The sequence below is a fragment of the Saliphagus sp. LR7 genome (assembly GCF_003344565.1).
Taxonomy (GTDB): domain Archaea; phylum Halobacteriota; class Halobacteria; order Halobacteriales; family Natrialbaceae; genus Saliphagus; species Saliphagus infecundisoli.
In genome coordinates this window covers 1-12,844 of the sequence record NZ_QPND01000031.1, presented here as the reverse complement: position 1 = coordinate 12,844, position 12,844 = coordinate 1, and the positions used below count along the sequence as shown (strand labels likewise).

Annotated in this window: 10 protein-coding genes and 1 pseudogene; 3 read left to right on the top strand and 8 right to left on the bottom strand. The window is 58.8% G+C overall.

Features of this window, described 5'->3' with window-relative positions; genetic code table 11:
* Nucleotides 1–307 precede the first annotated feature (307 nt).
* Genes DVH23_RS21090 through DVH23_RS21080 form a run of 3 tightly spaced genes read right to left on the bottom strand, consistent with a single transcriptional unit; the run spans nt 308 to nt 1,986 of the window.
* On the bottom strand, nt 308–1,468 hold the full coding sequence (locus tag DVH23_RS21090) for a mandelate racemase/muconate lactonizing enzyme family protein (RefSeq protein ID WP_114579347.1): 1,161 nt from the start codon (nt 1,466–1,468) through the stop codon (nt 308–310).
* On the bottom strand, nt 1,450–1,692 hold the full coding sequence (locus DVH23_RS21085; protein ID WP_114579346.1) for a hypothetical protein: 243 nt from the start codon (nt 1,690–1,692) through the stop codon (nt 1,450–1,452). Before DVH23_RS21085 ends, DVH23_RS21090 begins: the two co-directional genes overlap by 19 nt.
* A gap of 9 nt (nt 1,693–1,701) precedes the next feature.
* Complete coding sequence (locus DVH23_RS21080; protein WP_157972548.1) at nt 1,702–1,986, bottom strand: LLM class flavin-dependent oxidoreductase; 285 nt, start codon at nt 1,984–1,986, stop codon at nt 1,702–1,704.
* A 269-nt stretch (nt 1,987–2,255) separates the two neighbouring features.
* On the opposite strand from DVH23_RS21080, the gene DVH23_RS21070 reads away from it, so the two are divergent.
* A complete protein-coding gene (locus DVH23_RS21070; RefSeq protein WP_114579344.1) occupies nt 2,256–3,776 on the top strand; it encodes a sulfatase in 1,521 nt (506 codons plus the stop codon).
* A gap of 479 nt (nt 3,777–4,255) precedes the next feature.
* On the opposite strand, the pseudogene DVH23_RS21065 reads toward DVH23_RS21070, so the two are convergent.
* From DVH23_RS21065 to DVH23_RS21045, 5 genes and pseudogenes are all read right to left on the bottom strand, one after another.
* Nucleotides 4,256–4,403 (bottom strand): annotated as a pseudogene (locus tag DVH23_RS21065) (transposase); the annotation flags it as partial.
* A gap of 759 nt (nt 4,404–5,162) precedes the next feature.
* Nucleotides 5,163–6,605, bottom strand: a complete 1,443-nt coding sequence (locus DVH23_RS21060; RefSeq protein WP_114579343.1) for a glycoside hydrolase family 4 — start codon at nt 6,603–6,605, stop codon at nt 5,163–5,165.
* A gap of 607 nt (nt 6,606–7,212) precedes the next feature.
* The gene (locus tag DVH23_RS21055) at nt 7,213–8,580 is read right to left on the bottom strand and encodes an extracellular solute-binding protein (RefSeq protein ID WP_157972547.1); all 1,368 of its coding nucleotides are present in this window, start codon (nt 8,578–8,580) and stop codon (nt 7,213–7,215) included.
* Between the two features lie 134 nt (nt 8,581–8,714).
* A complete protein-coding gene (locus DVH23_RS21050) occupies nt 8,715–9,641 on the bottom strand; it encodes a carbohydrate ABC transporter permease (RefSeq protein ID WP_114579341.1) in 927 nt (308 codons plus the stop codon).
* 78 nt (nt 9,642–9,719) lie between these two features.
* Entirely contained in the window at nt 9,720–10,643 is a 924-nt protein-coding gene (locus DVH23_RS21045; RefSeq protein ID WP_232833873.1) for a carbohydrate ABC transporter permease, read from the bottom strand.
* Between the two features lie 131 nt (nt 10,644–10,774).
* Between DVH23_RS21045 and DVH23_RS21040 the strand changes: the two genes are divergently transcribed.
* Together DVH23_RS21040 and DVH23_RS21035 are read left to right on the top strand one after the other, a co-directional pair.
* Nucleotides 10,775–11,932 carry an ABC transporter ATP-binding protein gene (locus DVH23_RS21040; RefSeq protein ID WP_114579340.1) on the top strand — a complete coding sequence of 386 codons (1,158 nt, stop codon included), beginning with the start codon at nt 10,775–10,777 and terminating at the stop codon, nt 11,930–11,932.
* Between the two features lie 113 nt (nt 11,933–12,045).
* The gene (locus DVH23_RS21035) at nt 12,046–12,489 is read left to right on the top strand and encodes a hypothetical protein (RefSeq protein WP_114579339.1); all 444 of its coding nucleotides are present in this window, start codon (nt 12,046–12,048) and stop codon (nt 12,487–12,489) included.
* Nucleotides 12,490–12,844: the final 355 nt, after the last annotated feature.

Here is a 12,844-nt window from a genome sequence, read left to right as displayed (position 1 = left end):
GTTTCATCGCTTAGACCACTTGTTCGAGCCTGACTGCCGGGCTCGTCAGGAGGTTGCCCCCGATGAAACAAAGATCGAAACCGACGGCACCGAGCACTACATCTGGGCGATGGTCGATCGTGAGACGCCCGAAGTGCTTAGCGTCGAGGCCTCTCCCGGCCGATCGAGTCTTGATGTGCTGCTCTTTCTGAGAGACGTGTTGGAACGATGCCGCGGTCGGTCCACACCAGCGGGCGACCGCGGCCCCTGGTACGATTGGCCGCTCGAACACCTCGAGTGCGAATACGAGCGTAAACTGCCCTGTGACTCAGTCGAGGTCGATGGCGTACTCGGCGACCTTGGCCTCGTCGACCTCGACGCCGAGACCGTGGCCGTCGGGCACCAGGATGGCGCCGTCCTCGACGGAGAGGGGCTCGGCGAGGACATCGCCTTCCCAGGCGTAGTAGACGGAGTCCGGCGGGAGGTTGAACCCCGGAACGCCGCTAACAGTGTGGACGATAGCCGCAGTTCGCACTCCGAGGTCGAACGCGCAGTGGTGAGTCGTTGGAACGCCTGCATCCTCGGCGATGCTCGCCAGTTGGCGCACGGCCGAAATGCCTCCGGCGGGAGTCATGTCGATGACGGCGACGTCGAGCGCATCCTTCCGGATCATCTCCGTGAGGTTGTGCGCGATGTAGGTATCCTCATTCGGGCCGATAGGCTGGGTCGTCCGTTCCCGGAGTTTGGCCAGCGTCCCGTGAGCGTCTACCCGGATGGGTTGTTCGAGGTACTGGAGGTAGACGCCCGCGTCGTCGAGGGATGCGGCGACGCGGACTGCCTCGTCGAATCGCCACCCTTGGTTCGGATCCAACCTGAAGTCGAGTTGCCCGTCAACCTCGTCGTGCATGGCCTTGATCCGCTCAACGTCCTGCTTCCAGTCGCGGCCGGCCTTCGTCTTCAGTACCGGGAACCCTTCGTCGAGCGCCTTCGCTGCGTGTTCCCGGGATTCTTCGGGCGAGAGGATGCCGAGGCAGTAGGCGACGTCGACGGGCTCAGCATCAACATCGTCGGGTTCGTTCGTCCGCTCGTTCAGACTCGGGGCGGTCGACCCCCCGAGCAGTTCGTAGACCGGCTTGCCGAGGGACTTGCCGACGATGTCCCAGCAGGCGATCTCGATCGGCGCGAAGAACATGTCGACGTTAGTGTATTCGATAAAAATCTGCCGACGGATTCCCTCGACCTCGAAGGGGGAGCAACCGACGACCCACGGGGCGATGCCCTCCTCGATGACAGATTTGGTAGCTGCCGCCGAGAGGAACATCCGCATCTCGCCCCACCCGACGACACCCTCGTCGGTCTCGACCCGGATGAGCATCCGGTCTACGTCGGTTACCTGCCCGTGGTTCGTTACGTACGGGGCGATACCCCCATCCTCGAGCGTGACAACGGGGACGTTGACGGGATACGCTTCTACGTCGATGATTTCCATGGACCGGCGTTCTCCAGTAGAAGGAATAAAGGTATTGACGAATTTGAGCTGAAGGATGGAAAGATTTCGCGCTCGAACGTCCGAATAGTCCCCACCGGCTGGCCGACATTGGTTCCGACGAGAATGCGCGTCACGCCGGTGTCCTCCAGACGTTGCAGTTCCGCAATGACGTCGTCGGGCTCATCGGTGATGCCGTTGGTGTCGGCGATCTCCTCGTCAGTCATATTATCGAGTTAATTGGTAGCAATGCGCTGAATCGACCGCGGATCCGGGTTGTACCGTTCCGAACCCGCGAGGACGTGCTCCCCACGTTCACGAACCTGCGCGACGACTTCGTCCGGGTCGCCCACGTTGACCGCCAGCTCTGCCGTGACGTCCACGTCCGAGAGCGACCGGTCCGCCTCTTCGAGTCCCGACTCGTAGTTGGGGAGGATCTGGTTCTCTATTACGTCGGCCCCAGCGGCGGTAATGAGGTGGTCGGCATACCTGCAGGCGTAGCGGCAGGATTCGGCCCCCACGCGGCCCAGTGGATCGGAATATCGTCCTTCGGTGGCGTGTAGAGTTTGAGTTGATCTTGACCTCCTCCACGCCCTGAAGGACGTGGAATCCGACCATCGGATTTCCGCCGAGTGTGGCGTTCACGCTCCCTATGGGGACCGATTCGGTTCCTGCAAAGCGCATCGTGGAAACAGGAAGCCCTACCCTCACGGAGCGAACGGTGTCAGCCGTGAACGAGTAGGGTGGGAAGGAAGTCACCGATCTGGAGCGATGAGTGATACACTCGGATATGAGCGGACTAACGGGCTACAAGGACTTATACCCGTTCGACTACCTACCGTGGACCGTGCCACCCACCAGACCAAACATTGCCCTTATCACAACCGATCAGCAGCGCTTCGATACGATTCACGCACTCGGTCATGAACACATGGAGACACCGAATCTCGACCGGTTGGTCGAAGAAGGAGTGACATTTACGGATTGCCATATTACGGCGCCTTCTTGTGCTCCCTCTCGAGCAAGCCTCTTCACTGGATACTATCCCCACACCACTGGAATCTATCGGAATGGAGATCAGTGGCGGCACGGCTGGGTCGAAACCCTCTCCGAGGGGGGCTACTACACCCTGAACATCGGCAAGATGCACACAGCCCCATATGATACGCCGATGGGGTTCGACGAGCGTCATGAAGTCGAGAACAAGGATCGATATCTAGCACCGATACCTGGAGATGAACCCCCGCTTCCTGGCGAGAAGTACTATCTCGATGAATGGGACAAGGCGCTGTTGGCCCGTGGTTTCCGTAAACAACAACGGGAGTTCTACCGGCAGTGGGACGACTACGAACAGCGACTGGGTGCGTTCGAATGGGAACTCCCCGAAGACCTTCATCCGGACGTCTTCGTCGGCGAGCGGACCACCCAGTGGCTCGATTCGATGCCTAAACTCGACCAACCTTTATTTATGACTGTCGGGTTCCCGGGACCCCACCCGCCGTACGATCCAGTTCCTCGCTGGGCAGAGGTCTACGAAGACCGGGAGCTCCCCATGCCCGACCTCACTGAAGGGGATCTGGAGGGGCAACCCCTACCGCTCGACGAGTTGCGTACCCATATGGCCGAGATGGATCACGATTCGACGACCCACGTGGTTGACGCCGATGAGGAGGCGAGACACCGTCAGCGAGCCTATTATTACGCGAACGTCTCGATGATCGACGAGCAGGTTGGGAGGATCTTGGATGCCTTGGAGGCCAACGGCTACGAAAACACGGTCGTGCTCTTCACCTCCGATCATGGCGAGGCTCTCGGCGACCACGGACATATTCAGAAATGGACGATGTACGACGTCATTACCCGTGTTCCGACGATTGTCTGGGCACCTGATCGGTTCGAAGGCGGACGAACCGTAGAAGAGCTCTGCCAATTGTTCGACCTCGGTCCGACAGTGCTCGAACTCGCCGATATCGAGGTTCCCCAGACGATGGAGGCCGAATCGGTGTTGCCGGCTCTGGAAGGCGAAGAATGGTCGGGCCGGGAGTGTGTCTACGCCGAACACAGCCGCGACGGGATTCTTCAGGAAACCGCGTTCATGACGATGATCCGGACCGATACGTGGAAGCTCGTTCATTTCGTTGATAACGACGAGGGACAACTGTTCGATCTGGATACCGATCCGGAGGAGGTCGAGAACCTCTGGGACGATCCTACTGTTCAGAATCAGAAACGCGAGTTGCTCGATCGGCTTTTAGAGTGGCGTATCGAAAGCGGGCTGGAGGCGGGCGATTGGGCAGCGGAATTCCGCTGACCTGACCCGCAGCTTTCACCAACCCACTTCATCAATGCACGACAAACACTTGGGCACAACGACTCCCACTAGTACCCACATCGATAATCTATAACTGCCCGCCAGTCAGAGGGAGATTATGGAAGGTTCTTGGGTCGATCGAAGCTTTACCCACCCGAATATCGCACTCCGATGTCGCTGTGGCTGGGAGGGGATCGATGCAGATATCGAGGCATGGGATGTCCAGCTCGAGCGCGATCGGGTTGTCCGACGATGTCCGGGCTGCGGTGAGCCCGTTCCTGAGTGGGGGACGATCGCGTCGATCGACGGTGCGACACGAATTGCCCGCGGGCCGCTGCGAGATTCGCTCGTCGAGGCAGACGTTATCAGTGAACCTTGACGTGCCATCACTTTGCTTCGTAGGGTCGCTAGCCGAGAACTGATTTCACGGGCTTCATTGGTGTGTCCACTAGCGGGAAACCGCGATGCTGCGGCGATCTCTACGGATATCTAACCAATCGACGAAGATTGTAGACCGCACATTTGAAGATCATCTCGCGGAACTCGAGGTGCCAGGTTCGCGCACGGCGGAGCCGAGCGTGCGCTTGATCGACGAAAGACGGTCTCGACCATCCACCGTTGAGTGTACCAGCGGCTACTCATAGCCGCATCCGCGTACAAAAACGGTATTATGCCGACGGAACTCGCCGAATGGTACCGCGTTCAACGCTGGACGATCTATAGTCGGCTCACGCGATCCGACATCGACGAGTCACTTGAGCACGCCACGATAGATGCTAAACAAACTGATGAAAGGCAAAAAGTTTTGAAAATTTTAGGAATTTTCAAAGATACAATGCACGAATCACTGAGCAAAGTCGGGTTCGTCGCGCCGACGGGGACGCCAGCACACGTCCAGCAGTATCCATGAAATACTCCCGCGTTGAGCCGTCTTTCCCCCAGTACAGCGCGCCACACGACAATCCGTTGGTTAACAGGTCATCGGAACTGGACGTGCCTCTAAGGCACGTTCACCGTTCTCGGCGATCACTATTTATCCCGGTTCGAAAGGCATGGACCGCTGATCTCGCCGGAAGTATAAGAATAACAATATAGAGTTGATTTGAATATGAATTGGTGGTCTGTTCGATGACCACCCTCTGTCTAAGCGTCGGCCGCCACGGCTCGCGGTCCGGGACAGCCGCATGTTCATCACAGTCCCAGCGTACGCTTTCGAACGCAACTCCGACGAAGAGTGCTGGAGACGACGCCACGCTCTCAGCCGGCACATTGACTTTCACTGAACGAACAGCGACGATTGCCACCGCTCTCGAGCAGCTAGCGGGGGCCAAAACAAACAATGAGGTCGATACCGCTAGAGGAGCAGATCAGTGATGACAGCTACTCTCAGGAGTCGTCGAGGACGCGTGCGCCTTCGAGATCCCAATCGGCCAGGTAGTCTCGCTCCGCGTTGACGAGGTCAGTGAACAACTCTTCGGCTTCCTCGGTCTGGAGCGTCTGGACCTGCGGATCGATGAGGAATCCCTCGAAGGCCTTGTCGACGTCCCCGTCGCGCGAGGCCTCGACGACCGTCTCGATGGTATCCACGTGGCGCTGCACGAGACTCCGGACCGGACGGGGGAACCCCCCCGCCGAGAGGGGCTTGATTTCGCCCGCGCTCACGACGGCGTTCGTCTCCACGACGGTCCCATGTTCGATGCCCTCCATCTGGCCGCGGTTCGGCATGTTCACGTTTGTTACGAATCGCTCGCCGCCGTTGAGCCCCTCCAGAATGTTGAGGAACGCCTCGTTGGAGGCCTCCAGTTCGAACTCCTCTTCGCCATCCATCCAGGCGGTCACGTCCGTCGTCTGCTCGGACTCCGAGGGGTCCCAGTGCTTCGCGCGGAAGTCGCTCCCGGTACGCTTGACACCCCAGCGATTGAGTCCCTCCTTGCCGTTCTGGAGGAACGAAGTAGCGTACTCAACAATGTGACGGTCGCCCGCGAACGGCAGCACGCCGAAGCGTCGGAAGAGCTCCCAGGAGACCTGCCATTCGTCGTTGAACGGGCTGACGTCTTCGAGATCTTCGGAAGTGAACGTCCGGTTCGCTTGCTCGCTCTGGGCGAACTCCTCGAGGTCGGGCCAGAGGTCGGTCCCATCACAGTAAGCCTCGTCGACCCAGGTGAAGTGGTTGATACCCTTGACGTTCACAGAGATGTCGCTCATCTCGGCGTCCGGCATCCCGAACTCCTCGCGGGCGAGTTCCGCGAGGTGTTCGCGGGCATGTATCACTTCGTGGCAGAGGCCGACGGCGTTGATGTCGGGGTACTCGTCGTAGAGGGCCCGGGTGACGAAGTGAACGGGGTTCGTGAAGTTGAACACCCACGCGTCGGGGCAGTTTTCGCGGACTCGAGCTGCGATCCGCCTGTAATCGGGAATGGTCCGCATTGCACGGAAAATCCCGCCCGGGCCGATCGTGGCACCGACGGCATGGTAAATGCCGTGATCCTTCGTGATATCGAGGTCGGGGACGAACGTTTCGAGTGGGTCGAACTGCGTCGAGAGGATGACGACGTCCGCACCGTCGAGCGCTTCGTCCTCGTCCTCGATGGCTTCGTAGGTCCAGTCGGCGGTGACTTCGTCACGGTTCTGTACCCAATTTCCGAACTTCGCGTTCCGCTCGGCGCTCTCCGGGTAGTGGTCGTAGAGGCGCATCGTGCCGTCCACGCCGGACAGCGCGAGGTCCTGTGCGAGTTTCGGGAACCACTCACGGCTGCCGCCGCCAACGTACGCGATTGTGAGGTCGTCTGACTCCGCTTGCTGGCTACGCTTGGTACTGGCAGCTTCCATACGAATCCGATTATCGAGGAGAGATAAACAAACTTTGGAATGGGAACGCATGGCCGCAATCTTGGTGCGTCGGCAACTGCACACACCAAGACAGCGGCGTGGTTACTCCAGGACGAGCGCCGGGCCTCCGGCCCACACTTCGACAGCGGTACGCCAGGTGTGGTCTGGAGTCCAATCGAGGCGTTCCGCGGCCCACACGGTCGAGAACGCAGCCTGTTTACTCGAAGGGGCACCGACCGGAGACCATGAGACATCTCCGTCAACTACCTGCCAGACGCGCCTTCGGCGCTCTGCGGACGGGGTTGCGTAGCTTCCGTCGAGAGTTCTGGTCCCGGATCGACGTGTGTCCCGGTGCAGTCGGTTGGCAGAGGCAATATAATCGGACGTGACATCAGCGACGTCGCAACGAGACGAGCGTGTTCAGAGTGGACCCATCGTTAGTCCATCGTACGTGTCTCATTGGCGGCTGAAAACGCCAAAGTGCGGCGTCCAGTGGTTCGGTGACGCTTAGAAAAATCATGTCTGGGCGCTCGATGGGTGGGTGGAAACTGACAGAAAGTCGAACAACGTGGACAGCCGAACGGCGTCAGCCGCCGGGTTCGGTGCCTTAGATCTCGCCTGCCTTCTCGGACCACGCCTGATGGAGTTCGGTGCCGGCGTCCATCGGGTCGGTTTCGTCGTAAATAACGGCCTGGCTCAGGTCGAAGAACGTACTCGAGATCTGGCTGACACTCCAGAAGCCGTAGGTCGTCCCACTCTCGAAGACCTCTTGGAAGCCGGCCCAATCGGGGTTATCCGTGTCCTCGGGCACCTTCCACTCGACGTCCTCGTGTGCCGGCAGGTTCCCGGGGTAGTCGTTCAGGTATGCGCGGATACCTTCCGGGCTGGTCCCGGTTTTGATGACCTGCCACGAGGCCTCCTTGTTGTCCGAGTGCGTGTTCATGAAGATGGGCTTCACTTCCCGGTAGGTGCCGATTTCCCCGCCCTCAATGCGGGGGTTGTGGGTCGCGGCACTGTTCCGGTAGTTCTGCATCGCCTCGCTGTTCGAGTTCTCGGAGTTCTGTGCGACGCCCGGAACCCACGGACCCGTCGAGACGGACGCGTAGTTCCCGTTCACATACGCAATGTCGTGTTCGAGCGAGCCGATGCCCCGTGCGTCGGGGTTGGTAGCTGGAGGGTCGTGTTTGAAGAACGGGTCCCAGTAGTATTGCTTGAAGACCTGTCCGAGGTCTTCCTCGCTGACCGCCAGGCTCCATCCTCCATTCCCGTCGGTTTCGAAAATTCGGTCGACCCGCTGGTAGAGGAACGAGATGAACTCCTGAAGCATTCGGGTGTTCCCCTTCTGGGACGTGATGGTGAATCCGTGCATCCCATCTTGGTCGGCCGTGATGGAAGAACAGACTTCGAGGAACTCCGACCAGTTGTCGGGAAGTCCGCCGTACTCCTCGAAGATGTCCTTGCGATAGACCATCCCGCGGCCGTTCCCGATGTAGGGAAGAGCCCAGATATCGTCCTGGTACCGCATCGCGTCGAGGCCGATGTAACCGTCGCTGTAGTCGAGCCCCTCGACACGGTCCGTCATCGGCTCGATGAGCTCGGCGCTTACGTAGTCACCGCGGTGGTTCGGGGTCGCCTCGGCGACATCGGGGGTCCCGGTGTCACCACCCGTCAGGAACTTCTGTTTGATGTTATCGTACCGCATGTCCGTAAACTCGACGTCCACGTCCGTGTTGTCCCTGATGAGCTGCTGAAGTTCCCCGGCGTCCGAGTCCCACGCGTCGGTCCAGACGGAAACGGCGTTGTTGTTCGACCCGCCAGATCCGTCTGATCCGTTTGAGCCGTTCGACCCATTAGAGCCATCCGACCCGTTACCGTTTCCACCACCGAGTCCACCGAGACAACCGGCTGCCCCGGTCGCTGCAAGAGCACTTACCGCTGCAATATACTTCCGACGGCTGTAGCTTTCGTCACCCATGCGATTTTGACTCATGGACTACGGTGATATAAATGTGTTGTTCGATTGTTGACTATCCTATCGCTTGATAGTAGAGTTTTCGAAAAGTGATGGTTCAGGTGACATAATAAGAAGAGTCGAGAGAGATGAATGATTCAGGTGCCGTGCATACCGCCGCTGGCGAGTCCCTCGACGATTTTGTTCTGCACGAGGCCGAAAAGGGCAATCGACGGGACCGCCGTAAGGAGCGCCGCGGTGATGGTCGCACCCCAGTTGATGCTCGTCTGGCTCTGGAACATGTACAGTCCGTAGGGGAGCGTCCGCGTGCCCGATCCCTGGGAGAGGATGGAGACGAAGAGGAAGTCGTTCCACGAGGTGACGAACGTGTAGAACGCCGCGACAGCGATGCCTGGAAGCGCGAGCGGGATAATGATGTGGTAGAGCACGCCCAGGTGCGAACAGCCATCGATTCGGGCGGACTCGTCAAGTGCCTTCGGGATGTCATCGAAAAACCCCTTCAGGAACCAGAGTGCCAGCGGGAGCGCCCGAATCGTGTGCGAGAGGATGATGCCCAGGTACGTGTCGACCAGCCCGTAGGCGTACATCATCAGGAAGAACGGCACGAGGATAAGTACTGGTGGGAGCATCTTCGTCGCCATGAAGCTGACCAGCAGCGTCGCACGGCCCGGGAACTCGAAGCGGCTCAGTGAGTACGCGCCGATGATCCCGACAGCTAACGTCAGTGCGACCGTGCTCAGAGCGATGAGCGTGGAGTTGAAGAACAGCCGCAGGAACGTCGGATCCGACAACACCGTTCGGAAGTGCGCCAGGGTGATGTTCTCTGCGCTGGGGATGATGATGAGCTCATCCGCCTGGATGATCGACCCGGATTTGATGGTCGAGAGCGCCAGCCATATCACTGGTACGAGGAACCAGATGAAGTAGAGGGACAATGCCCCATAAATCAAGAGGGCACGTGTGGTACTGGTGTCCTCGCCAAAGAGTCGGTCGCTGTCGAGGTATTTGCTGAACCGCCCGGTGCTTGCCTCTACCTGCGGGGGTGTATTTGTTTCACTTGCCATAGGTTTCCTCCACCACGATGGCTGTCGTGGTCGTTGCGTGGGCAGTTGACTCACTCCATCTGCCAGTAGTGTTTCCGTTCATTCTGTGTTCTCCAGTTTGATGTACACGGCAGTAAAGACGGTGAGCAACGCCAGCATCACCATCCCCGTTGCCGCGGCGTAGCCGAGCGCGTACTCACCGAACGCTTGTTGGTAGACGTACGTTCCCAGGACCTCCGTCTGGTTGACTGGGCCACCACCGGTGGCGATGTAGACCATTTGGAAGGTGTTGAACGAGGCAATAACCTCAGTGACGATCATCACCATCGAGATGTACGAGATGTTTGGAAGCGTGATGTGGCGGAACTGCTGAAGCGCGCCGGCGCCGTCTATTTTGGCGGCCTCGTAGTACTCGGGGGGGATCGACTCCATGCTCGCGAGCAACGCAATGGCGACGAACGGCGTGTCCTTCCAGACACGGAGCATCATCACCAGGGGAAGGGCCAGGTTATAGTCCCCAAACCAGTTCTTGTTCGGTCCACCGACCTGCTTGAGGAGGAGGTTGACGAGACCGTAGTCAACCTGGAACATCCACGTCCAGATGATGACGATGACGACCGGCGGGATAACCCATGGGATCATGGAGAGGCTCCGGAGAATCCCGAGTCCCGGGAGGTTGTTCCGGAGGAGTAACGCGAGACCAAGCCCAAGGAGGTACATCGTTGTGACCGCCCCTACGGTGAAGATTATTGTATGGACGAACGCCTCCGAGAATACTGGATCGTTGAGAAGGGCCTGATAGTTCGCCAACCCGACCCAGGAGTACTGTTCCGGATTAAGGAACGAACGTTGCTGGAAGCTCATCACCACTGCCCGAAGCGTCGGATAGACGATGATTAAGAGCATCAAGATCGTCGCCGGCGCCACGAGGCCGTATCCGACCCACGTCTCTCGGGTGAACCAATCGGCCTCGTCAAAGAACCGACTCGCTCTTTCTCCCATTGTGGCTTCTTGTGATGCCATCTATGAGACCCTTATCCAAAATGCACTTAAGTTCTTTGCAAAATTCGACGTGTCGTGACTGCGGATCGTTCTCCGTGTGACACTGTGAGCGAAAATTATTTATCGGCCGATTATAATCGTTACACCCAGTCATGGAGGACCTCCACATCGAGAATCTTACCAAGGTATACGACCCCCACTCGAACCCCGTTGTCGGGGTAGAGGACCTAAATATCGAGTTGGACGAGGGTAACTTCCTCGTGCTCGTGGGGCCGTCCGGATGTGGGAAGTCTACCACCCTACGGACGATTGCCGGTTTGGAGTCCGCAACGAGCGGCAACATCCGGATCAACGGGGAGGTCGTCAACGACCAGAAGCCCAAAGAGCGGGACATCGCGATGGTATTCCAGAACTACGCGCTGTACCCCCACATGACCGCACGACAGAACATGGGGTTCGGGCTGAAGATGATTTCTGACCTCTCGAAGGAGGAAATCGCCGACCGCGTTGAGGAGGTGGCCGGGATGATGGGCATCATGGACCTGCTGGACGACAAGCCCAGCTCACTGTCCGGCGGGCAACAACAGCGTGTCGCTCTCGGACGAGCCATCGTGCGCGAACCGCAGGTATTCCTGCTCGACGAGCCGCTCTCGAACCTCGACGCGAAACTCCGGGCTCACATGCGCACGGAAATCAAGGAACTCCAGCAGAACCTCGACATCACGACCGTCTACGTCACCCACGACCAGACGGAGGCGATGACGATGGGTGACAAGATTGCTGTCCTCAACGAAGGCAAACTCCAGCAGCTCGGGTCGCCGCTCGAGTGCTATCACCAGCCCACGAACCGGTTCGTCGCCGGCTTCATCGGGGAGCCGTCGATGAACTTCTTTGAAGCCGAACTCAAGGACGACCGGCTCGTCAACGAGTCCCTCGATTACCCGCTTTCAGACGCCCGACTCGACGCCGTTGAGGGCATCGACGACGTTGTCCTTGGAGTCCGCCCGGAGGACGCCGAAATCGTCGCCACTGTTGGGGATCACACCGTCAACGGGACGGTCAACGTCGTAGAACCGCTCGGCTCGGTCAACTACATCCACACCGATATCGCCGGGCAGGAGCGGACCATCGAAGTGGACGGCAACCAGTACGCCGACGAGGGGCAACAGATTGCCATCCGATTCCCCGAGGACCAAATTCATCTCTTCGACCAAGAGAGCGGAGATGCAGTATACAACCCGGAGGTCAACGATGAAACGGTCGCTCGCACGAGTTTTGAGGGCGGAGCCAGCGGGATGACCAGCGACTAAGTATTGCGAGACATACCTACTTCGAGCGGACTCGTATTGGCTGACGGCTCACGGACTCCAGACGCGGTAGCCGAAAGGGAACTGATTTACGAGACTGTACAGATACTCCTCGTATGCCCGAACGAGCACAGACGCCCAGTATATCGAGCCGGTCTCGATCCGGACCCCGGTACTGGTACGTCCTCGCCGCACAACTGGCGAGTGGGCTCGTGGCGATCCCGTATGTGGCCGTCGCTTTACTCGATGTGGTCGTCAGTCTGAACCACCTCCTGACCGGTATCGTCCTCGCTATCAGCAGCCTACTCGCCGTCGCCGTGTATCCCGCTATCTTTCAGGACGCTGTACACGTCAACCGGAGTGCGGCGTGGCGCCCACGCTGGTGGTGGTATCTCGTGGTCGGCTTCTCACTCACGTTTCTCGGTTACGTTCTCGTGCCCGCGAACGCATGGTCGCCAGAGCTCGTTTCCACCGCGGTAGTGCTCTCCCTCGTCGTCGCGACCACGTTGGTTTCCGCAGTGTACCTGCGAAACAGACATCGGGTGATCGGAACACCCTGAGAGCGCCAGGACGGGTTGTCGATCTCTGCTGTTCCGTTCGAACCAATGACCGCGACAGACAGGTTCGAAAATTCCTAATCAAGCGATTCTACGCCGGTGTTCCTTCGGTAATACCGCTAACTCGACCAGATCGTGATTGACAGCCTTCGCCGCTCTGCATACTGCCGTTAAAGTTGGCATCCTTCTATCTCCACCCAGAAAATTTATGTCCGACTTACCAGTTGTTACCGAGGGTGTCATAGAACGATTACCACACCAAAGAGCAGGGTGAATGCTGAGGTGGTATGCACTCAGCGACCCTGCAAGAGAACCATTCGATAGACTCGTTCTTTAATGTCGCGGAGACAGCGACGTT